At 73.8% G+C, this 21,742-nt stretch carries 16 protein-coding genes; all 16 read left to right on the forward strand.

Going from position 1 to position 21,742, the window contains the following annotated elements:
• Positions 1 to 43: 43 nt before the first annotated feature.
• The 16 genes from idi to M1D56_RS01915 all read left to right on the forward strand — a co-directional run bounded on the left by idi (position 44) and on the right by M1D56_RS01915 (position 21,733).
• Positions 44 to 589 (forward strand): isopentenyl-diphosphate Delta-isomerase, encoded by a 546-nt coding sequence (idi, locus tag M1D56_RS01840; protein ID WP_456285257.1) that lies wholly within the window; start codon positions 44 to 46, stop codon positions 587 to 589.
• Entirely contained in the window at positions 589 to 1,635 is a 1,047-nt protein-coding gene (locus M1D56_RS01845) for a polyprenyl synthetase family protein (protein WP_456284500.1), read from the forward strand. Before idi ends, M1D56_RS01845 begins: the two co-directional genes overlap by 1 nt.
• The gene (locus tag M1D56_RS01850; protein ID WP_456284501.1) at positions 1,632 to 2,504 is read left to right on the forward strand and encodes a phytoene/squalene synthase family protein; all 873 of its coding nucleotides are present in this window, start codon (positions 1,632 to 1,634) and stop codon (positions 2,502 to 2,504) included. Before M1D56_RS01845 ends, M1D56_RS01850 begins: the two co-directional genes overlap by 4 nt.
• Positions 2,501 to 4,045: a phytoene desaturase family protein gene (crtI, locus tag M1D56_RS01855; RefSeq protein ID WP_456284502.1), complete on the forward strand. Its 1,545-nt coding sequence runs from the start codon at positions 2,501 to 2,503 to the stop codon at positions 4,043 to 4,045. The genes M1D56_RS01850 and crtI overlap by 4 nt, the downstream gene beginning before the upstream one ends.
• Positions 4,042 to 4,371 (forward strand): lycopene cyclase domain-containing protein, encoded by a 330-nt coding sequence (locus M1D56_RS01860; protein WP_456284503.1) that lies wholly within the window; start codon positions 4,042 to 4,044, stop codon positions 4,369 to 4,371. The genes crtI and M1D56_RS01860 overlap by 4 nt, the downstream gene beginning before the upstream one ends.
• On the forward strand, positions 4,368 to 4,670 hold the full coding sequence (locus M1D56_RS01865) for a lycopene cyclase domain-containing protein (RefSeq protein WP_456284504.1): 303 nt from the start codon (positions 4,368 to 4,370) through the stop codon (positions 4,668 to 4,670). The genes M1D56_RS01860 and M1D56_RS01865 overlap by 4 nt, the downstream gene beginning before the upstream one ends.
• A complete protein-coding gene (locus tag M1D56_RS01870) occupies positions 4,660 to 5,520 on the forward strand; it encodes a prenyltransferase (protein WP_456284505.1) in 861 nt (286 codons plus the stop codon). The genes M1D56_RS01865 and M1D56_RS01870 overlap by 11 nt, the downstream gene beginning before the upstream one ends.
• Positions 5,521 to 5,553: 33 nt before the next feature.
• A complete protein-coding gene (locus M1D56_RS01875) occupies positions 5,554 to 6,720 on the forward strand; it encodes a ferrochelatase (RefSeq protein ID WP_456284506.1) in 1,167 nt (388 codons plus the stop codon).
• 134 nt (positions 6,721 to 6,854) lie between these two features.
• Positions 6,855 to 12,956, forward strand: coding sequence for an Ig-like domain-containing protein (locus tag M1D56_RS01880; protein WP_456284507.1), 6,102 nt, complete (start codon positions 6,855 to 6,857; stop codon positions 12,954 to 12,956).
• Between the two features lie 27 nt (positions 12,957 to 12,983).
• Positions 12,984 to 13,946 carry an AAA family ATPase gene (locus tag M1D56_RS01885; protein WP_282979370.1) on the forward strand — a complete coding sequence of 321 codons (963 nt, stop codon included), beginning with the start codon at positions 12,984 to 12,986 and terminating at the stop codon, positions 13,944 to 13,946.
• Positions 13,943 to 15,205 (forward strand): DUF58 domain-containing protein, encoded by a 1,263-nt coding sequence (locus tag M1D56_RS01890; RefSeq protein ID WP_456284508.1) that lies wholly within the window; start codon positions 13,943 to 13,945, stop codon positions 15,203 to 15,205. The genes M1D56_RS01885 and M1D56_RS01890 overlap by 4 nt, the downstream gene beginning before the upstream one ends.
• On the forward strand, positions 15,202 to 17,541 hold the full coding sequence (locus tag M1D56_RS01895) for a transglutaminase family protein (RefSeq protein WP_456284509.1): 2,340 nt from the start codon (positions 15,202 to 15,204) through the stop codon (positions 17,539 to 17,541). The genes M1D56_RS01890 and M1D56_RS01895 overlap by 4 nt, the downstream gene beginning before the upstream one ends.
• Before the next feature lies 1 nt (position 17,542).
• The gene (locus tag M1D56_RS01900; RefSeq protein ID WP_456284510.1) at positions 17,543 to 18,874 is read left to right on the forward strand and encodes an RDD family protein; all 1,332 of its coding nucleotides are present in this window, start codon (positions 17,543 to 17,545) and stop codon (positions 18,872 to 18,874) included.
• Positions 18,871 to 19,680: a PP2C family protein-serine/threonine phosphatase gene (locus M1D56_RS01905; RefSeq protein ID WP_271174725.1), complete on the forward strand. Its 810-nt coding sequence runs from the start codon at positions 18,871 to 18,873 to the stop codon at positions 19,678 to 19,680. The genes M1D56_RS01900 and M1D56_RS01905 overlap by 4 nt, the downstream gene beginning before the upstream one ends.
• Positions 19,677 to 20,192 (forward strand): FHA domain-containing protein, encoded by a 516-nt coding sequence (locus M1D56_RS01910; RefSeq protein WP_421076229.1) that lies wholly within the window; start codon positions 19,677 to 19,679, stop codon positions 20,190 to 20,192. The genes M1D56_RS01905 and M1D56_RS01910 overlap by 4 nt, the downstream gene beginning before the upstream one ends.
• On the forward strand, positions 20,189 to 21,733 hold the full coding sequence (locus M1D56_RS01915) for a serine/threonine-protein kinase (protein WP_456284511.1): 1,545 nt from the start codon (positions 20,189 to 20,191) through the stop codon (positions 21,731 to 21,733). The genes M1D56_RS01910 and M1D56_RS01915 overlap by 4 nt, the downstream gene beginning before the upstream one ends.
• Positions 21,734 to 21,742 lie beyond the last annotated feature (9 nt).

Raw genomic sequence — 21,742 nt, forward strand, 5'->3', positions numbered from 1 at the left:
TGCTAGCTTAGCTAATAACACGGCGGGAGAGGCGATGCGCACGATGACGGGTCACGACGAGCGGGTGGTGCTCCTCGACGAGGACGGCCGTCCCACGGGCGTCGCCGACAAGGCGAGCGTGCACGGGGCGAGCACGCCCCTCCATCTCGCGTTCTCCTGCCACGTGAGCGATGATGCGGGGCGCATCCTGCTGACTCGCCGCGCCCTGTCCAAGCGCACGTGGCCGGGGGTCTGGACCAATGCCTTCTGCGGTCATCCGGCCCCCTTCGAGCCGATCCCGGACGCGGTCGAGCGACGCGCCCGCGAGGAGCTCGGTCTCGCGCTGCGCGCGCTCCGGCTCGCCCTGCCCGACTTCCGATACCGCGCGGTCGACGCCTCGGGGATGGTCGAGAACGAGCTCTGCCCCGTCTACCTCGCGGTCGCCGACAGCGAGCTCTCTGCGCGCCCGGACGAGGTGGTCGAGGCCCGATGGGTCGACCCCGCCGACCTCGACGTCGCGCTCGCCGCGGCGCCGTGGGCGTTCAGCCCGTGGCTCGTCCGACAGCGGCAGGAGCTCGTGCAGGCGGGCGCCGCGGCGAGGACGCCGTGATGTCCGCTGTGCGCAGCGCCCCCGAGCGGGTGGACGACGTGCTCGACGCCTTTCTCGCCGAGAGGGTCGAGCGGGCGGCGAGCCTGGGGGCGCCCTACGCCCGCCTCTGGAGGCGGCTCGCCGACGCGTCGCGCGGCGGGAAGCGCCTGCGCCCGCGGCTCGTGCTCGCCGCGCACGACGGTCTCGGCGGGACGGACGACTCCTCGGCGCGAACGGCCGCCGCCGCGATCGAGCTCCTGCACACCGCCCTGCTCCTCCATGACGACGTCCTGGACGGCGATCTCGTCCGCCGTGGCCGTCCGAATCTCGCGGGCGCGTTCGCGGCCGAAGCCATCGAGAGCGGCCTCGGGTCCGACGCGGCGACGTCCTGGGCTGCCGCGTCCGGCGTGCTCGCGGGCGACCTGCTCCTCAGCGCGGTGCACGCGCTCGTCTCCCGCATGGAATCGCCGGCGCGCGCCGCCGTGCACGAGATCGTCGACGAGAGCCTCTTCCTCACAGCGGCCGGCGAGCATGCCGACGTCGGCTTCAGCCTCGGCGCCGTGCCCGCGGACACCGCCGGGATCGTGCGCATGATGGAGCAGAAGACCGCGAGCTACTCCTTCGCCGCGCCGCTGCGCGTCGGCGCGGTCCTCGCCGGCGCCGGGCCGCTCGTCGACGCGGCGCTGCAGCGGATCGGCACGCAGCTCGGCTTCGTCTACCAGCTGCGAGACGACGTCCTCGGCGTCTTCGGCACGGAGGTGCGCACCGGCAAGTCCGCTCTCGGCGACCTGCGCGAGGGCAAGCGCACCCTGCTCGTGGCCTTCGCCGAGCCGCATGCGGCGTGGCGCGAGGTCGCGCATCTCTTCGGACGGCGCTCCCTCGAGGAGGACGACGCCGCTCTGCTGCGCGACGCGATCCGCGCAAGCGGAGCGGCGGACGAGATCGAGCGGCTCATCGCGGAGCAGAGCGCGGCGACGCGCGGCGAGATCGCGGACGCGCCGATCCCCGACGGGCTGCGGGCGGAGCTGGATGCGCTCGTCGGGCGCTGTGCGGAGCGCGACGCATGACCGCCTTGGACCTCTACACCCGAACGGCGCGCGCGGCGTCGTCCCGCGTGCTTCCCGCCTATTCGTCCTCGTTCGGGCTGGCGAGCCGCCTGCTGCCCCCTCGCGTCCGCGCCCACATCGCCGACGTCTACGCGCTCGTGCGCGTCGCCGACGAGATCGTCGACGGCCCCGCGAGCGAGGCGGGTCTCGGCGACGCTGCGCGGCGAGCCGCCCTGGATGAGCTCGAGGGCGAGACCCTGCGGGCGCTCTCGTGCGGGTTCAGCGCGAACCTCGTCGTGCATGCCTTCGCCGACACCGCGCGGCGCACGGGCATCCCCGAGACCCTCGTTCGCCCCTTCTTCGCGTCGATGCGGATGGACGCCGACGGCGCCGAGATCCGCGACGAGGCGACGTATCGCGCCTACATCCACGGCTCTGCGGAGGTCGTCGGGTCGATGTGCCTGCGCGCGTTCGCCCAGGAGGACCCCGCGCTCCTCATCGACGACGAGCTCGAGGAGGGCGCGCGGCGCCTCGGCGCGGCCTTCCAGAAGGTGAACTTCCTGCGCGATCTGGCGGATGACCGCGAGCGGCTCGGCCGCTCGTACTTCCCGGGGGTCGACCCGTGCGCCCTGTCGGAGGACGACAAGCTCCGCATCGTCTCCGATGTCGACTCCGACCTCGCCGTCGCGTCGTCGGCTCTGACGCGGCTGCCGCGGAGGTCCCGACGGGCGACCGCCGCGGCGGCTGGCCTCTTCTCCCGTCTCAACGACGCCCTTCGCGCGACGCCTGCGCGCGAGCTCCTCGAGCGGCGGGTCTCGCTGCCGCGCCGCGCGAAGGCCGCCGTGCTCGTGCGGGCAGCGCTGGACCGCCCGACGGCGGTGCGCGCATGAGCGCGCGCACGGTCGTCGTCATCGGCGGCGGCATCTCGGGCCTCGCGACCGCCGCCCTGCTCGCGGCGGAGGGCGACGACGTCACCCTCATCGAGGCCCGCGAGGAACTCGGCGGTCGCGCGGGCCGGCGCCGCGTCGACGGATTCACGTTCGACACGGGCCCCTCGTGGTACCTCATGCCCGAGGTGTTCGACCACTTCTTCCGCCTCCTCGGCACCACGGCTGCGGAGCAGCTCGACCTCGTGCCGCTCGACCCCGCCTACCGCGTGTGGTTCGAGGGCGACGAGGTGCCGTTCGACCTGCCGGCGCACGGCGCGCGGGAGGCGCTGCGGGCGCTCGATCCCGGCGCTGCATCGCGGATCGACGCCTACCTCGCCTCGGCTGCGGAGACCTACGACCTCGCCACAGAGCGGTTCCTGTACAGCACGTTCGCGTCGCTCCGCCCCCTGCTCGACGCCCGCACGCTCCGGCGGCTGCCGCGTCTCGCTCGCCTTCTGGCCGAGCCGCTCGACCGTCTCATCGCGCGGCACGCCGACGACCGCAGGGCGCGCCAGGTGCTCGGCTACCCGGCCGTCTTCCTCGGGACCTCGCCGTCGCGCGCACCGGGCATGTACCACCTCATGAGCCATCTCGACGTGGGCCAGGGCGTGCTCTATCCGCGCGGGGGATTCGGGACGGTGATCGACGCGATCGCGGCGCTCGCCCGCGACCGCGGCGCGCGCCTGCACGCCGGATGGCGCGCCACCGGCATCGAGGTCGCGGCCGGCGCGGTGCGCGCGGTCGAGGCGGAGCGCGCGGACGGCTCCCGCACGCGCCTCGTCGCCGACGTGGTCGTCTCGAGCGCCGACCTGCGGGTCACCGAGAGCCTGCTGCCCTCGCAGCACCGCTCGCGCACCGAGGCCTGGTGGGACCGGCGCGACCCGGGCCCCGGGGCGGTGCTGGCCCTCCTCGGCGTGCGCGGCGAGCTGCCGCAGCTCGCGCACCACTCCCTCTTCTTCACGCGCGACTGGGATGCCGGATTCGACGCGATCTACGGCCCCGCGCGTCGCATCCCCGATCCCGCGTCCCTGTACGTGTGCCGCCCGAGCGCGACCGACGACGCGGTGGCGCCCGCCGGCCACGAGAACCTCTTCGTGCTCGTGCCGGTGCCGGCCGACCCCGGGATCGGATCGGGCGGGGCGGATGGCGCGGGCGACGTCGACGTGGAGCGCACGGTGGATGCGGCGATCGGCCAGATCGCCTCATGGGCGCGGGTGCCCGACCTGCGGGAGCGGATCGTCGTGCGGCACACGATCGGGCCAGCGGACTTCGAGCGCGAGTTCGGCGCCTGGCGCGGGGGAGCGCTCGGCCCCGCGCACACGCTCCGGCAGAGCGCGCTCCTGCGCGGCTCGAACGCATCGGCCCGCGTCGGCGGCCTCCTCTACGCGGGGGCGACGACGATCCCCGGCATCGGGCTGCCGATGTGCCTCATCAGCGCGGAGCTCGTCGTGAAGCGCCTGCGCGGCGATGTCTCCGCGGGCCCGCTGCCGGAGCCGCTGTGAGCCTCGTCTACCTCGGATGCCTCCTGCTCGCGCTCTCGTGCGTGCTGGCGGTCGACTGGCGCTTCCGGCTGTTCCTGTGGCGCGCTCCCGCGCACGCGGTGCTCGTGCTCACCACCGGACTCGTCCTCCTCCTCGCGTGGGACGCCGCCGGCATCGCCCTCGGCATCTTCTTCCGCGCCGAGACCGCGGTCATGACCGGCCTCGTGATCGCGCCCGAGCTGCCCGTCGAGGAGCCCGTGTTCCTCCTCTTGCTCTGCGAGCTCACGATGGTGCTGTTCTGCGGGGCCGATCGTCTTCTGGCCGCTCGCGACAGGGGGCGGCCATGACCTACGTCGTCCTGTGCGCGGCGTTCCTCGCCGTCGCCGTGGCCGCCGCCGTGGCCCTGTCCGCGCGGCGCCGCCCGCGGCTGAGCGCGGTCGCGCTCGCCGCCGCCGCGCTCGTCGTGCTCACCGCGGTCTTCGACAGCGTCATGATCGCGGTCGGCCTGTTCGCGTACGACGACGAGCGCATCTCCGGCCTGCGGATCGGCCTCGCGCCGCTCGAGGACTTCGCCTACCCGCTGGCGGCGGCCATCCTGCTGCCCGCGCTGTGGGTCGCCCTGAGGAGGCGTCGAGATGATCCGTGACCTGCTCGTCGCATCGCGGCCCCTCAGCTGGATCAACACGGCTTTCCCCTTCGCCGCCGCGTACCTCCTGACCGCGCGCGAGGTCGACCCCGCGCTCGTCGTGGGCACCGCGTTCTTCCTCGTGCCCTACAACCTCGCCATGTACGGCGTGAACGACGTGTTCGACTACGCGTCCGATCTCGCCAATCCCCGCAAGGGCGGCGTGGAGGGCGCCCTGCTCGCCCCGGCCGCGCACCGCGTCGTGCTCGTCGCCGCCGCGGTGTCGTGCCTGCCGTTCGCGGTCGCGCTCGTCCTCCTCGGCGGGCCGGTGTCGTGGGGCGTCCTGGCCGTGAGCCTCTTCGCGGTCGTCGCCTACTCCGCGCCGCCCTTCCGGTTCAAGGAGGTGCCGTTCCTCGACTCGCTCACCTCGAGCGTGCACTTCGCGAGCCCCGCCCTCTACGGGATCGTGCTCGCGGGCGCCGCACCCGATCGCGGAGCGCTCCTCGTGCTCGCGGCATTCCTGCTGTGGGGCGTGGCCAGTCACGCGTTCGGCGCCGTGCAGGACGTCGTGCCCGACCGAGAGGGCGGGATCGCGTCGATCGCGACGGCTCTCGGTGCGGCGCGCACGGTGCGCTTCGCGCTCGCCGCGTGGATCGCCGCGGCCCTGCTCGTGCTCGCCGCCGGCGGCACGGCGGCCTGGGCCGCTCCGCTCGCGCTCCCCTATCTCGCGACCGCCGCTCCGTACGCGCGCGTGTCCGACGCCGACTCCGCACGCGCGAATCGCGGCTGGCGGCGCTTCCTCTGGATCAACTACGCCGTCGGCTTCGCGGTGACGATGCTCCTCATCGTCTTCGCCCTGCAGACGGCCTGAACCCGACCATCCCCCGAACAACAGGAGCACGCCATGACCACGGCATCCGTCCCCTTCGCCTCGCCCGCCGCGCGCGACGGCGCCCCGTACGCGACCGTCCCGCAGCGCTACGACGCGATCCTCCTCGCGGGGTTCGGCGGCCCCGAGGGGCAGGACGACGTCATCCCCTTCCTGCGCAACGTCACGCGGGGCCGCGGGATCCCCGACGAGCGCCTCGAGGAGGTCGCGCACCACTATCGCCACTTCGGCGGCGTGAGCCCGATCAACGCCCAGAACCGCGCGCTCAAGGCCGCGCTGGAGGCCGAGATCGCCCGGCGGGGCCTCGACCTGCCGGTGTACTGGGGCAACCGCAACTGGGCGCCGTACCTCTCCGAGGCCGTGCAGGAGGCCGCCGACGACGGGCGCACGCGCCTCCTCGCGGTCGCGACGAGCGCCTACAGCTCGTACTCGAGCTGCCGTCAGTACCGCGAGGACTTCGCGCGCGCCCTCGACGAGACCGCGCTGGGGAGCGTCGTCGAGATCGACAAGGTGCGGCAGTTCTTCGACCATCCGGGGTTCGTCGAGGCGTTCGTCGACGGGGTCGTCGACGCGATCCGGGGCTTCCTCGCCGACCGGCTCCGGGCGCGCGTCCTCTTCACGACCCACAGCATCCCGGTCGACGATGCGCGGCGATCCGGCCCTCGCGACCTCGATCTCGGGCCGGGCGGAGCCTACGAGGCGCAGCACCGCGCGGTCGCCGCGGCGGTCATGGAGCGGGTCGCCGCGATCGTCCCCGAGGCGGCCGATGTCCCGTGGGAGCTCGTCTACCAGTCGCGGTCGGGCCCGGCCGCGCAGCCGTGGCTCGAGCCCGACATCTGCGACCGGATCGCCGAGCTGCCCGCGGAGGGGGTCGACGCCGTCGCGATCGTCCCCGTCGGGTTCCTCAGCGACCACATGGAGGTCATGTGGGATCTCGACGAGGAGGCGCTGCAGGCGGCGGCCGACGCCGGCCTCCGCGCGGTGCGCACGCCGACGCCGGGCGCCGACCCGCGGTTCGTCGCGGGCGTCGTCGATCTCGTGGAGGAGCGGATGGCCGCCACGCCGCGCGAGGAGCGGCCGGCTGCGACGCCGCTCGGCCCGTGGTTCGACGTCTGCCGCCCGGGGTGCTGCGAGAACGTGCGCGCGGGGTTCCGCCCGGCCGCCGCGGGCATCGCGCCCTGAGACGTGGGCACCTGTGCCCATGCGCTCGCATGGGCGGATCAGGGGGCACAGGTACCCTGGAAGTCCGTGACCGCGCGCCGCCACGCTCCCTTCGGCGCGCGGCGAGGCGAGGACCAGGGGGAGGCCGACCGCGGATGAAGGCATGGACCCGTCTGCGCGCACGCCGCAAGACCCTCATCGGCACGGCCGTCGTCACGGCCGCGACGCTCGCGATCGGCACCATGGCGTTCGCCTACGACGGCAACCCGACGACCGAGGTCGATCTGCACGACGGGAGCGTGTGGATCACGCGCTCGTCCAGCCTCCTCGTGGGCCACTTCAACCACGAGTCGCGCCTCCTCGACGGGAGCCTGCGGACGACGAGCGAGCGCTACGACATCCGGCAGGACGGCGGCAACGTGCTCGTCGTCGACGAGGCGGATGCGGCGGTCGCCGTTGTGAACCCCTCGACCGTCTCGCTCGGCGATCGCGTCGAGCTCCCCGGCAACGCGCGGGTCGAGCTCGGCGGCGACACGGTCGCGATCCTCGACCCGGAGTCGGGCGACCTCTTCGTCGCGCCGGTCGCGGCCCTCGGCGGGTTCGACCCGGCGGAGGCCGAGCCGGTGGCCGAGCTCGGCGAGGGAGCAGCGGTCACGGTCGGGCTCGACGGCACCGTGCACGCGGTCTCGCCGAAGAAGGGCATCGTGACGGTTCCCGTCACGGCGGAGGGCGAGCCCGGCGAGCCCGAGGCGCGGGAGCTGGACCTCGAGAAGGGCGCCGAGCTCTCGATCACGTCGGTCGGCGACCGGGCGGTCGTGCTCGACCGGTCGACGGGCGTCGTGCACCTCGACGACGGCACCGAGATCGAGGTCCCAGGAGGGAAGGACGCGGCGCTCGCCCTCGACGCCGCCGCGGCGTCGAGCGTCACGGCCGCGACCGCCTCCGAGCTCGTCACGATCCCTCTCGACGGCTCCGAGATCGTCTCCGCCCCGAGCGGCGCGGGCCCCGGCGACCCGGTCGAGCCCGTCGTCCTCGGCGGATGCGCGTACGCGGCCTGGGCGGGCGCCGGCCAGTTCCTGCGGGACTGCGCGGGCGATGCGCACGACCTCGCCACGGCGGTGCAGGACTACGACTCCGATGGCGAGCTCGTCTTCCGCGTGAACCGCGACGTCGTCATGCTCAACGACTCCGTGAGCGGCGCGGCATGGCTCGCGAGCGACTCGATGCTCCGCGTCGACAACTGGGACGAGCTCACCCCGCCCGACGACGGCGACGAGGAGCAGGAGGAGGAGACCACCGAGGAGACGCTCGAGACGACGCTGCCCGAGCGGAGCGAGGAGAACACCGTCCCGATCGCGGCGGACGACCGGTTCGGCGTCCGCGCGGGGCGCACCACGATCATCCCCGTGCTCGACAACGACTCCGATCCCGACGGCGACGTCCTCACCGTCTCCCTGCCCGACGGGAGCCCCGACTTCGCGGACGTCCAGCTCATCCACAACGGGACGTCGCTGCAGGTCGCGGTGCCCGAGGGGCGCACGGGCTCGGGCAGCTTCACGTACCAGGTCGACGACGGCCGCGAAGGGCGGGACCGCGCGACCGTGCGCATCGACGTGCATCCGGAATCGCAGAACGCGGGGCCGGAGCAGACGCGCACGCCGACCGTCGCGGTCGAGACCGGCGGCACCGTCACCTACGACGTCATGCCCGACTGGCGCGACGACGACGGCGACGACACCTATCTCGTCGACGTCTTCCCCGCCGAGGGCGACGAGGCGGACTTCACCTCGGATGGGCGCATCACCTACCGTGCGATCTCCGGCGCACAGGGGCCGCTCGAGGTCGAGGTGGTCGTCTCGGACGGGAGGCTCGCGCAATCGGGCACGCTCAAGCTCGACGTGCGGCCGGCCGGCTCCGCCCCGCCCGTGACGAACGCCGACCACGTCGTCGTGCGGCTGGGACAGCAGGCGACCGTCTCCCCGCTCGCGAACGACATCTCCGCGAGCATCGACCCGCTGCGGCTGACGCGCGTCGACGAGGAGGAGGGGCTCATCATCACCCCCGACTTCTCCGACAAGACCTTCACGGTGGAGGGGACGCGCGTGGGCACGACATACGTGCAGTACCTCGCGGCCTCGGGGGCCGACGGCGTGCCGGGTCTCGTCCGGGTCGACGTCGTCGCCGACGAGGGCAGCGATCTGCCGCCCGTCGCGGTGCGCGATCTCGCCCTCCTCCCGGCGGGCGGCGAGGTGCTCGCGGGCGTGCTCGACAACGACTCCGACCCCGCCGGCGGCGTCCTCGTCGTGCAGTCCGTGTCGGTGCCCGACGACGCGGGCATCTCCGTCTCTGTCCTCGGCCACGAGACGCTCCGCATCGCGGACCGCGCCCAGCTCGCGGAGCAGACCACGGTGACGTACCGGCTGTCGAACGGGAAGGAGAGCGTCGAGGGCGAGGTCGTGATCATCCCCGTCCCTGCCGACGAGAAGCTCCGGCCTCCCGTCGCGAACGACGACGAGGTGGTCGTCCGCGCGAACGATCTCGTCACCATCCCGGTCCTCGACAACGACTACCACCCGAACGACGACGAGATCCACGTCGCCCCCGAGCTCGTGGAGGCGCCGTCGGCCGAGGCCGGGCAGATGTTCGTGTCGGAGGACACCGTGCGCTTCCGCGCGAGCGATGTCGCTCAGACGGTGTACGCGACCTACGACGTCGTCGACTCGACCGGGCAGAAGGACGCCGGCCTCATCACGATCCAGGTGCTGCCCGTCGACGCCGAGACGAACGCGCCGCCGAACCCGCCCGACGTGACCGTGCGCGCCCTCGCCGGCGAGACCGCGAACATCCCGATCCCGCTGAACGGCATCGATCCCGACGGAGACTCGGTCGAGCTCGTCGAGCCCGCGTCCGCCGCGAAGAGGGGGACGATCGACGAGGTTGCGGTCGACCATCTCGTCTACCGCGCCTACGACGACGCCGCGGGGCTCGACACCTTCACGTATCGCGTGCGCGACGCGCTCGGCGCCGAGGCGATCGGGACCATCCGCGTGGGCGTGGCGCCCGCGGAGTCCGCGAACCAGGCGCCGTACGCCGTGACCGACTCGCTCCATGTGCGTCCGGGGCGTGTCGTCGCCGTCCCCGTCCTCGCCAACGACTCCGATCCCGAGGGCAAGCAGCTGCTCGTCGTCCCCGACGGGCTCGTGGTCCCCGACGTCGACGGGCTCGAGGCGGAGACCCTGCCCGGCCTCGTCGAGATCACGGCGCCCGGCCGCGAGATGGAGACCTCGGTCCAGTACACGATCGAGGACGAGCACGGCGCACGCGCGCAGGGCGTGATCCAGGTGACCGTCGACGACGAGGTGCCGCTGCAGGCTCCCGTCGCGAAGGACGCCCATGTGCTCCCGGCCGACATCCAGGACGACTTCACCGCCGACGTCGATCTGCGCGAGCGGCTCTCGGATCCCGATGGCACGCCGAGCACCCTCGAGCTGACGGCGGACGGCGGCGAGCTCGTCGACCCCGAGGCCGGCGTCCTCCGGGTGTCGATCGGGGAGGAGCGGCAGCTCATCCCCTTCACCGCGACCGACGAGGACGGCCTGACCGCGACGGCGTACGTGCACGTCCCCGCGAGAGCCGACCTCCGCCCCGTCCGCACGAGCACCGAGCCCGTCGTCGTCCAGAGCGGCGAGACGGTCGAGATCGCCCTCGCGGATCACGTGCGCTCGGCGACCGGCGACCCGGTGGTCATCACCGAGGCGGCGAAGGTGCAGGCGGGCAACAGCGACGGCTCGCCGCTCGTGCGCGACCAGCAGACCCTCGTCTACACCTCGGCGTACCGCTGGTCGGGCGATGACGCCATCACGTTCGAGGTCACCGACGGGACGTCGCCGGACGACCCCAGCGGCACGAAGGCGACGCTGTCCATCCCGATCCACGTGCTCCCACCCGAGAACGAGCCGCCCGAGTTCGTCGACAGCGAGCTGACGGTGGGGGCCGGCGACGGCCCCGCCACGCTCGACCTCGCGCCGCTCGCGAGCGACATCGACGAGGACGACCTGACCTTCGCGGTCGCCGCCACCGCGGACGCCGGCGACATCGCCGTCTCGATCGACGGCACCGTCCTCACCGCGGAGGCCCAGCCCGACAGCGCGGGCACGGAGCGCACCGTCAGCGTGACCGTGTCGGACGGCGTCAACGACCCCGTCCGCGGCGAGGTGCGCGTGGCCGTGACGGCATCGAGCAAGCCGCTGCCGGTCGCGAACGACGATGTCTTCGACGCATGGAACCAGGGCGAGACGCTCACGGTGCCCGTCCTGGACAACGACGTGAACCCGTTCCCCGAGACCCCGCTCGAGCTGCTCTCGGCGACCCTCGAGACCGGCGAGGCCGAGGTCGCGGCCGAGGGCGACCAGGTCGTCGTGACGCCGGCGGCGGACTTCCACGGGACCGTCGTCGTCCGCTACCGCATCGCCGACGCCACGGGGGATCAGTCGCGGATGGTCGAGGGCCGCGTGCGCGTCACCGTGCGCGGCGTGCCCGATGCGCCCGGCAAGCCCACGGTCTCGAGCGTGCAGGACCGCAAGGTCGCGCTCAGCTGGACGCCGCCGTCGGACAACGGCGCGACGATCGCCGAGTACGTCGTCACGAGCGTCGCGGGCGATTACGAGAAGCGCTGCGCCGCGACGACGTGCACGCTCGACGGGCTCACGAACAACGTCGAGTACCGGTTCACGGTCGTCGCCGTGAACGAGGTCGGCGCATCCGAGCCCTCGCTGCCCAGCCAGCCCGCCCGCCCCGATGCGCGCCCCGACCAGCCGCAGGCTCCCAAGCTGCCGTCGTTCGGCGATCGCGCCCTCGGGGTCACCTGGGAGACGCCGGAGACCCCCGGCTCGCCGGTCTCGAGCTTCACGCTCGAGATCTCGCCCGCGCCGCCCAACGGGATCTCGCAGAAGACCGGCGTCACGGGCAACAGGATCACCTGGGAGGGCCTCGAGAACGGCACCGCCTACCGGGTGCGGGTGCGCGCGCACAACCAGGCGCCCGACCCGTCGAGCTGGAGCGCGTGGTCGGCGGCCAACATCCCGGCGGCGCCTCCGGCCGTCCCCGCGCAGCCGTCCGCGCAGATGGCGGCGCCGGTCGGCGATCAGGCGCAGATGACCGTCTCCTGGACGAAGCCGGCGACGAACGGCGATGAGATCGACGCCTACCAGCTGCAGGTGCTCCGGGGCGGCGAGCTCGTGCACACGGTGGACGTCCCCGGCGACCAGACGACGCAGAACGTGACGCTCGACACGTCCGAGACGGACTACCGCTTCCGCGTGCAGGCGAAGAACAAGGCCGGCTGGAGCGGCTGGAGCACGGAGTCCGAGCCGCGACGGGCGTACACCGCGCCCGATGCGCCCACGAACGTGAAGGCCGCGCCCCACGACAACAGCATCTCCGTGAGCTGGACGCCGGCCGCGCGCAACGGCATCAAGGAGAGCGAGATCAGCTGGCAGTACTCGCTCAACGGCGGCGCGTGGAGCAGCCAGTGGTCGGGCGCCGCGGATCCGGCCGGATCGACGATCGCCCAGGGCATCTCGAACGGCGCGTCATACAAGGTCAGCATCCGGGCGGTCTACGCGGCCACCCTGGGCACCGGCAATGGCACCGTGGCGAGCCAGGGGTCGGCGCCGTCGAACGCCGTCGTCCCGTTCGGTCCCGTCCGGAACCCCACGGTCGACGCCCAGCGCACGGGCGACGGTCTGGAGATCACCTACTCGTGGGCCGCTCCGCAGCCGAACGGGCGCGACGTCGCGATGCAGATCCGCATCGACGGCGGCGAGTGGGAGAAGGTCAATCTCACCGGGTCCAGGAGCACCCGATACGGCTACTCGACGACGCACACGATCGAAGCCCGCGCGACGGACACCGAGGGGCAGCAGAGCGCGATCGTCTCGGCGCAGGCGACCACCGTGCCCGAGGCGAAGGCGTGGACGACGCAGGGGCCTGACCGCAGCGCCAAGGACGAGAAGAACTGCGACACGGACAACTGCGAGTACCTCGTCCTCAACACGGAGAACTTCCCCGAGGGCGACTACCGCGCGACCTGCAACGACGCCGACGGCGCGTTCCGCGACGTGGGCGTCATCCACATCCCCGCCAACGGCTCCATCTACGTCGGGAAGAACCCGCACTGCTACTTCGGTACGCCCGGCGACACGGTCTACGTCCACATCGAGGGCTGGGGCAACGCGCAGTCCGTCGTCTGGCGCTGACCGCCCACCTGAGAAGAGAGAACACGCATGACGATGACGCCCGAGCAGGCATCCTGGTTCGAGGGGACCTTCGCGCGCCTCGTCGACAACGTCGACCGCGCCCTCATGGGCAAGCGCGACGTCGTCGGGCTCGTGCTCTCGGCGATGCTCGCCGAGGGCCACGTGCTGCTCGAGGACGCACCCGGAACCGGCAAGACGAGCCTCGCGAAGGCGCTCGCGGCGACCGTGCAGGGCACCTCGAACCGCATCCAGTTCACCCCCGACCTCCTGCCGAGCGACGTCACCGGCGTGACGATCTACGACCAGCAGAGCCACCGCTTCGAGTTCCACCGCGGGCCCGTGTTCGCGTCGATCGTGCTCGCGGACGAGATCAACCGCGCCTCTCCCAAGACGCAGTCCGCGCTCCTCGAGGTCATGGAGGAGTCGCGCGTCACGGTCGACGGCGTCGCGCACGACGTGGGCCGCCCCTTCCTCGTGATCGCGACGCAGAACCCCATCGAGCAGGCGGGCACGTACAAGCTGCCCGAGGCGCAGCTCGACCGCTTCCTCATCAAGACCTCGATCGGGTACCCGACGGTCGAGGTGACCGAGCGCATCCTCGCGGGCTCCGCCGACCGCAACCCCTCGGCGGGACTCACCCCGATCATCACGACGGGCGCCGTGGCCGACATGGCCGACCTCGCGGCGACCGCGCACGTCGAGCCCAGCGTGCTGCGCTACGCCGCCGAGCTCGCGGAGGCGACCAGGGACGACTCCGACACGATGCTCGGCGTCTCGGTGCGCGGCGCCATCGCGATGGTGCGCCTCGCCAAGGTGCGTGCGGCGTCGCTCGGGCGCCACTACGTCCTTCCCGACGACATCAAGGCGCTCACCGGCCCGGTCTGGACCCACCGCCTCGTGCTCGACCCGGAGGCGGAGTTCTCGGGCGCGACCGCGGAGCGCGTGATCGCACGCGTCGTGTCGCAGGTGCCGGCGCCGCAGGTGCGATGAGCGCGGAGGCGCCCGAGGCGGTCGAGACCGAGCAGGCGGAGGAGCGGGCAGGCTGGGCCGCGGTCCTCCGCTACGTCCTCGCGCGCGGATGGCGCGGCGTCCGCGTCGTCGCGGCCGTCGTCCGTCCGCTCGGCTGGGTCCTCCTCGTCGCCGCCGTCGCGCTGTGGGTCCTCGGCATCGCCTTCGGGTGGGTCGAGGTGCGCGCGATCGCGGCCATCCTCACCGCGACCCTCGTGCTCTGCGCGGGCTTCCTCTTCGGGCGCACGTCGTACGACGTCGAGCTCGACCTCACGCGCACGCGCGTCGTCGTCGGCGAGCGCGCGGTCGGCGCGCTCCGGCTCGCGAACACCGGCAGCCGCGCCATCCTCCCCTCCCGGATCGTCCTGCCGGTCGGATCGGGGCGCGGCGTCTTCGGCATCCCGCAGCTCGCGCCGGAGGAGTCGATCGAGGAGCTGTTCGCGATCCCGACCCAGCGCCGCGCCGTGCTGCCGGTCGGGCCCGTGAGCATCGTGCGGGGAGACCCGCTCGGGCTGTACGAGCGGATCGACCGCCGCGACGAGCCCGTCGACCTGTACGTCCACCCGCGCACGGTGAGACTGGAGGGGCAGTCCATCGGCTTCGTGCGGGATCTCGAGGGCATGGAGACGCGCGACCTCGCGCGCGACGACATCGCCTTCCACGCGCTCTCGGAGTACCAGCCCGGCGACGACCTCCGTCACGTGCACTGGCGCTCGACCGCGCGCACGGGCACGCTCATGATGCGCACGTACGAGCAGACCCGCCGCTCGCACTTCGTCATCGGCCTGTCGACCGCGACCGCCGACTACGCGTCGCCTGAGGAGTTCGAGACCGCGATCTCGGCGGGCGGCTCGCTGGGCCTGCGCGCCATCCGCGACGCCTTCCACGTGGATGTGCGGACGCCGGCCGGTCCGCTTCGCGCCGGCACCGGTCGCCAGCTGCTCGACTCGCTCTCGGGCGTCGAGCACAGTCGTGCGCGGGCGGGGAGGGTGGCCGACCTCGCCGGCGCGGTCGCCGCCGCGGCTCCGCTCGCGAGCGTCGTCGTGCTCCTGTGCGGCAGCACGGCTGATCCCGCCGACCTCCGCGACGCCGCCTCGCGCCTGCCGCTCGGCGCACGCACGCTCATCGTCGTGGCCGCCGCCGACGCGGATACCGGGCGCCGGCGCATCGGCGAGACCGACGTGCTCACCCTCGCGACGGTCGACGACCTGCCGCGCGCGCTGCGGAAGGTGCTCGGATGAGCGCGCGCGACGGCGGGCGCCTCGGCGGATGGCGCGGCGACGCGATCGACCTGGGCGCGGTCGCGCTGCTCCTGCTCGTCCCCGTGATCGGCTTCGCGCCGACCTTCGACGGACCGCAGTACCTGATCCCCGCCCTCGCCGGCCTCGTGCTGGGGCTCGGGATCGCCTGGACGGGTGCCGTCCGGCGGTGGAGCGTCCTCCTGCTCGCAGCGGCCGCCGTGGGCGTGTACTTCGTGCTCGGCGGGGCGCTCGCGCTGCCGCACACGGCGATCGGCGGGGTGATCCCGACCATCGACACGCTCCGCCAGCTGGCGGCGGGCGTCGTGACGTCGTGGAAGTCGCTGCTCACCTCGATCGCGCCGGTCGCGGCCGCCGACGGGCACCTCATCGTGCCGCTCCTCCTCTCGCTCGCCTTCGCGACGCTCGCGGGGAGCCTCGCTCTGCGCGTCGTCCCCGCCGCCTGGACGCTGGTGCCCGCCGCGGCGCTGCTCGTGCTCCAGATCGCCCTCGGGACGGCGCAGCCCGCCGCGCCGTTCGTGCAGGCGGCCGTGTTCGCCGTCGTCGCGGTCGCCTGGCTCGCGCTGCGGACGGCGCTCGCGCCGCAGCGCAGCGCGGTCGCGACGGCCGAGTCGCCACAGGCCGACGGGGGTCGCTCGAGCGTCGTGCGCCGGGTCGTGTCGGGCGCCGTCGTCCTCGCGATCGCGGCGGGCGCGGGCGCGGTCTCGCTCGCCCTCGCGCCCGCGAACGAGACCCGCTACGTGCTGCGCGAGGTGATCATCCCGCCGTTCGACATCCGCGAGTACCCGAGCCCCCTGCAGTCGTTCCGGCTCTACGTGCGCGACTTCGACGAGGACGCCCTCTTCACGGTCCGCGGCCTGCCGAGCGGGGCCCGCCTGCGGCTCGCGACGATGGACGCCTACTCGGGAGTGGTCTACGACGTCGCCGACTCGTCGAGCGACTTCACCCCCATCCGCTCGAACATGGCGCAGGGGGCCGCGGGCGAGGCCGCGCGCCTCACGGTCGAGGTCGGCGGCTACGAGGGGGTCTGGGTTCCGGCCGCCGGCGCGGTGCGCAGCCTCGCGTTCGACGGCGACCGCGGAGAGAGCCTGCGCCGCAGCGCGTACTACAACGCCGACACGGGCACCGCGGTCGTCCGCGACGGGCTCCGCGAGGGCGATCGGTACACCGCCGATGTCGTCATCCCGCCGACGTCGGCCGACGAGGCGCTCGCGGACGACGACTTCGCGGACGTCGATCTGCCGCGGCCCGTCGATGTTCCCGGCGATGTCGCCGAGCTCGCCGCCGACGCGGTCGCGGAGGCGCGCACGCCGATCGAGAAGGCGCGCGCCCTCACGTCGTTCCTCTCGGAGGGCGGCTTCTTCAGCCACGGTCTCGAGGGCGAGGTCCCCTCCCGCGCGGGGCACGGGTCGCAGCGCATCGCGAGCCTGCTCGGCGCCGAGCAGATGGTCGGCGACGACGAGCAGTACGCGGTCGCGATGGCGCTCATGGCACGGGAGCTCGGCATCCCGGCGCGCGTCGTGCTGGGCTTCCACCCCGGCGAGGACGAGACGGCGGAGAACCCGTACGTCGTCACGGGCGACGACGTGCACGCGTGGGTCGAGATCGCCTTCGAGGACGCCGGATGGGTCGCCTTCGACCCCACGCCCCCCGAGGACCAGCAGCCGAACGACCAGACGACCCGGCCGAAGAGCGCACCCAAGCCGCAGGTGCTGCAGCCGCCTCCGCCTCCGCAGGAGCCGGTCGAGCTCCCGCCGCTCGTGCCCGACGATCGGAAGGCGGATGAGGACGCCGAGCCCGAGGACGGCGCTCTCGGCCTGATCCTCCTCGTGGGCGGGGCCGGCGTCTCCGTCCTCCTCCTGCTGCTCGCGCCCTTCGTCGTGATCGGCGCCGTGAAGGCCGCCCGCCGTCGCCGACGGCGCGCGGCCGAGCGCGCGGCCGACCGCATCAGCGGCGGCTGGGATGAGCTGCGCGATCGCGCCGTCGACTACCGCGCCTACCCGCTCGACGGCGCGTCGGCCGGAGGAACGCGCTCGGAGGAGGCCGCCGTGCTCGTCGCGACCCTCGAGGACGCCCGCGTGACCGACCTCGCCGCGCGCGCGGACGCCGGCGTCTTCGGGCCGGGCGAGCCCGACCCCGAGTTCGTCGCGGCGTTCTGGAGCGAGGTCGACGCCCTGGTGGACGGGATGGGCGAGAAGGCGACATTCTGGAGTCGCCTGCGCGCCCGACTGAGCCTGCGCTCGCTGCGGCGCAGGACCGGATCGTCGTGGATCCGGAGGCTGCGCGCCGCCGCGGCCGATCGACGGAAGGATGGCTGACATGACCGCGTCGAATCCCCACCGCGCACCGCTGCCGCCCGGGTACGGGCTGCCGGCCGCTGCGCCCGCGCCGCGCCCTGCTCCGCTCGGCCGCCGCGCCGGCGCCTACATCGTCGACATGCTCATCGTCGGCGCGGTGATGTCCGTGCTCTCGGGCGTCACGGTGTGGGTCGCGATGAACGGCCCGCTGTGGCTCACGCTGACGCTCTCCGCGGTCGTCGGCCTGCTCGCGATCGGCTGGGTCCTCCTCTACAGCTGGTGGCAGGGCACCCGTCGCGGGACGCCGGGCATGCGCGCCCTGCGCGTGCGGCTCGTCCGCGACGACGACGGCGCGCCCCTCGGGTTCGGCCGCGCCTTCCTGCGCAACGTGATCTGGGGCCTCGGCGCCGCCATCGTCGTCGGCTACTTCTCGCCCCTCTTCGACGGCTCCCCGTGGCACCGCGGATGGCACGATCGGGTCGCCGGATCGCGGATGGCCGACGCCGGCTCCGCGCGCGACGCGGCTCCGCTGCACCAGGCGAGCGCGCCTGCGGCCCCCGTCGCGCCCGCGGCGCCGGTGCCGCCGTCCGTCGCCGTGCCGCCCCGCCCGCCGGCTCCGCCCGCCGCCGCCCCCGCCGCGCCGGCCGCGCCTGCCGCAGCCCCGGCCATCCCGCCGCGGCCGCCGATGCCCCCCGCGCCTCCCGCGGCTCCGCCCGCACCCCCGCGCGTGGGGGGCGGTTCCGCTCCAGTGGCTCCTCCTGCGCCCGCGACGCCGCCCCCGCCACCACGCTCGGAGCCGAGCGCCCCTCTCGGCGTGATCGCGTACGTTCCCGGCATCACGCAGGACCCGCCGGCGCCCACACCGCCGGCCCCGGCGTCGGCCCCGGCCCCGGCCCCCGCACCCGCCCCGGCACCAGCACCCGCCCCCACCCCGGCGGACGAGGTCTCCGACGACACGATCGTGCCGGGAGGCGACGCGCACGACGGGTACGACCCCCTTCTCGATGACACGATCGTCGTGCGCCGCGAGCCGCCGCGGCCGACCGCGACGCTCGTGTGGGACGACGGCGCCGTGCACACGGTCGACGGCTTCACGCTCTTCGGGCGGAACCCCGCGGGGGAGGGGGAGACCGTCGCCGTGCGCGACGAGAGCCTCTCGCTGTCGAAGACGCACTTCGCGCTCGACGTCGACGGCGACGGCGCGTGGATCACCGACCGCCACTCGACGAACGGCGTCGTCATCGTGCGCGGCGGCGACCGCATCGACGTCGTGCCCGGAGAGCGCACGCCGCTCGTCGAGGGCGACGTGCTCGAGATGGGCGACCGGACGGCGACCTACGGGGCGCCCGCATGACCGCGCCGATCACGGTCGCGGTCGGCGCCGCGACGGACACCGGCCGGCGCCGGGCGATCAACGAGGACGCGCTGCTCGCGTCCGCCCCGGTGTTCCTCGTCGCAGACGGGATGGGCGGGCACGACGCGGGCGAGGTGGCATCGCGGATGGCGGTGGCCGCGTTCGCGGACCTCGTCGGGCGCGATCACCTCACGGTCGACGAGGTGCGCGAGGCCGTCGAGGCCGCCCGTCGGCGCATCGACGCGTTCTCGTCATCCCGCGAGACGGGCGCGGGGACGACCCTGTCGGGGGTCGTCATCGTCGACGTGCGCGGAGCGGGCTACTGGCTCGCGCTCAACATCGGCGACTCGCGCACTTACCGGCTCGCGGGCGACCGCCTCGAGCAGATCAGCGTCGACCACTCGCTCGTGCAGGAGCTCGTCGACTCGGGGCGCCTCGCCGAGGCCGACGCCGAGCGCGACCCGCGCCGCAACGTCATCACGCGCGCCCTCGGGGCCGGCAGCAGCGAGCGGGTGGACTTCTGGATGCTCCCGGCGAGCCGCGGCGACCGCCTGCTCATCTGCTCGGATGGCCTGCCGCGCGAGGTCGGGCGCGACCAGATCGCGGCCATCCTGAGCGCCGAGGACGACCCGCAGACCGCGGCCAGCCGACTCGTCGAGGCGGCCGTCGCGCGCGGCGGCCGCGACAACGTCTCGGTGATCGTCGTCGACGCCGTGCATGTGGCGTGGCACGACGGAGACACCGGCACCCGCGACATCGACGCCGACACGCGGCCGCGCGAGCCGGTGGGGGGTCGCCGGGCATGACGGCGGGCGATCAGCGCGAGGCAGCAGCCGACACGATCGCCCCGACGGGAGACGGGCTCGGCGACCACGACGGCGCGACGATCTCGGCCGCCGACCTCCGGGGCCTGCGCGGGGACCACGACGGCACGACCATCCCGCGCGGCGAGCGCTCGGCCGCTCCCACGCGGACGGCACGCGCCCGCATCCGCCTCTCGAGCGGCGAGGTCGTCGCGCTCGATCGTCCGATCGTGATCGGGCGCCGTCCGCGCGCGACCCGATCGACCGGTGCCGAGCTGCCGCACCTCGTCTCGGTCGAGAGCCCGTCGCTCGACATCTCGCGCAGTCATGTCGAGGTCATCCCCGACGCCGACAGCGTCGTCGTCGTCGACCTCCACTCGACCAACGGCACGACGCTCCTGCGCGGAGGGGAGGAGCCCGTGCAGCTCCACCCGGGCGAGCACACGGTCGTCGTGACGGGCGACGTCGTCGATCTCGGCGACGGCGTCTCCTTCGCGTTCGAGGACCTGCCGTGAACCAGCGCCGCCCGCCCGCCCCGCCGCCGCGCATCCCGGGCTTCCAGTGCATCGAGCTGCTCGGATCGGGCGGCTTCGCCGACGTGTACCGGTACGAACAGGAGCTCCCGCGTCGCCAGGTCGCGATCAAGGTCCTCCTGCCCGATTGGATGGGCGGGACCGCAGGCCAGTTCACCGCCGAGGCGAACACGATGGCGATGCTCTCGAGCCATCCCGCGATCGTCACGATCCTGCAGGCCGGCGTCTCGGACGACGGCCGGCCCTACCTGGTCATGGAGTACTGCCCGGGCGCGAACCTGCAGGTGCGGTACCGCCGCGAGCCGTTCTCGGTCGCGGAGGCGCTGCGCGTGGGCATCCCGATCGCCGCGGCCGTCGAGACCGCGCACCGCGCGGGCGTGCTCCACCGCGACATCAAGCCCGCGAACATCCTCGTGACCGAGTACGGGCGGCCCGCGCTCACTGACTTCGGCATCGCCGCGACCGCGCACGGGCCGACCGAGACGACCGGCATGTCGATTCCGTGGTCGCCGCCCGAGTCGTTCGGCGACGTCGCGCGCAGCGGCCCGCGCTCCGACGTGTACCAGCTCGGCGCGACCGTCTACACGCTGCTCGCAGGCCGCTCCCCGTTCGAGGTCGCGGGCCAGAGCAACGCGAGCGCCGATCTCATCGACCGGATCGAGCGGATGCCCCTGCCGCCGCTCGATCGGCCGGACGTGCCGGAGGCGCTCCAGAGCGTGCTCGAGCGCGCGATGGCCAAGGATCCGGCCGACCGCCACACGAGCGCGCTGGCCTTCGCGCGCGCTCTGCAGAAGGTGCAGATCGAGCTCGCGCACGCGGTCACGCCGATCGACATCATCGACGAGGGCGCCAGGGGCGACCGCGACGAGGACGAGGACGGCGGCCTCACGCGCGTCCGAGCCGTCATGAGCATCGCCCCCGACGCCGCCGACGTGGCGACGTCGCCGCGCCCGGCGTCGGCAGAGACCATCCGCCGGGGCGCGCAGGACGAGGCGACCGTCGTGCGCGGGGCCCGCAGCATCCATCCGGACGACGCCACGGTCATCCGCCCTCCCGTGCCCGCGTCGGCTCCGGAGTCGACCATCCCGCGGCGCGAGATCGCGGCCGAGGCTCCGCGGCGCGCCCGGTGGGGATGGTGGGTGTCGGTCGGCGTGATCGCGCTCGCCGCGGTCGCCGTCATCGGCTTCGGGCTGCCCGCGCTGCTCGCCGAGCCCGACCCGGAGAACACGTCGGCGCAGACGGTCGCGCCGCAGGACCCGATCGTCGCCGTCCCGTCCGTCGCCGACCTCCAGGGTGCCGTGGAGGGCGATGAGGTCGTTTTCACCTGGACGAACCCCGAGCCGGAGGAGGGCGACAGCTACCTCTGGACCATCGCGAGCGTCGCCGGCGAGCCGGACTACGAGCGGACCGTCGAGCCGACGGTGACGGTGCCGGCCGCGGAGGGCGAGACATGCGTCGAGGTGGTGCTCCGCCGCGCGAGCGGGACGAGCTCCGAGCCCGCCGTCGCGTGCGTCGGCGGCTGACCGGCGCGC

It is taken from the genome of Microbacterium sp. JZ101, from assembly GCF_053903175.1.

Excerpts from the sequence above, each read along its gene's own strand:
- idi (WP_456285257.1), top strand. The coding sequence starts at position 44 with ATGACGGGTCACGACGAGCGGGTGGTGCTCCTCGACGAGGACGGCCGT.
- M1D56_RS01845 (WP_456284500.1), top strand. The coding sequence starts at position 589 with ATGTCCGCTGTGCGCAGCGCCCCCGAGCGGGTGGACGACGTGCTCGAC.
- M1D56_RS01850 (WP_456284501.1), top strand. The coding sequence starts at position 1,632 with ATGACCGCCTTGGACCTCTACACCCGAACGGCGCGCGCGGCGTCGTCC.
- crtI (WP_456284502.1), top strand. The coding sequence starts at position 2,501 with ATGAGCGCGCGCACGGTCGTCGTCATCGGCGGCGGCATCTCGGGCCTC.
- M1D56_RS01865 (WP_456284504.1), top strand. The coding sequence starts at position 4,368 with ATGACCTACGTCGTCCTGTGCGCGGCGTTCCTCGCCGTCGCCGTGGCC.
- M1D56_RS01870 (WP_456284505.1), top strand. The coding sequence starts at position 4,660 with ATGATCCGTGACCTGCTCGTCGCATCGCGGCCCCTCAGCTGGATCAAC.
- M1D56_RS01875 (WP_456284506.1), top strand. The coding sequence starts at position 5,554 with ATGACCACGGCATCCGTCCCCTTCGCCTCGCCCGCCGCGCGCGACGGC.
- M1D56_RS01880 (WP_456284507.1), top strand. The coding sequence starts at position 6,855 with ATGAAGGCATGGACCCGTCTGCGCGCACGCCGCAAGACCCTCATCGGC.
- M1D56_RS01885 (WP_282979370.1), top strand. The coding sequence starts at position 12,984 with ATGACGATGACGCCCGAGCAGGCATCCTGGTTCGAGGGGACCTTCGCG.
- M1D56_RS01890 (WP_456284508.1), top strand. The coding sequence starts at position 13,943 with ATGAGCGCGGAGGCGCCCGAGGCGGTCGAGACCGAGCAGGCGGAGGAG.
- M1D56_RS01895 (WP_456284509.1), top strand. The coding sequence starts at position 15,202 with ATGAGCGCGCGCGACGGCGGGCGCCTCGGCGGATGGCGCGGCGACGCG.
- M1D56_RS01900 (WP_456284510.1), top strand. The coding sequence starts at position 17,543 with ATGACCGCGTCGAATCCCCACCGCGCACCGCTGCCGCCCGGGTACGGG.
- M1D56_RS01905 (WP_271174725.1), top strand. The coding sequence starts at position 18,871 with ATGACCGCGCCGATCACGGTCGCGGTCGGCGCCGCGACGGACACCGGC.
- M1D56_RS01910 (WP_421076229.1), top strand. The coding sequence starts at position 19,677 with ATGACGGCGGGCGATCAGCGCGAGGCAGCAGCCGACACGATCGCCCCG.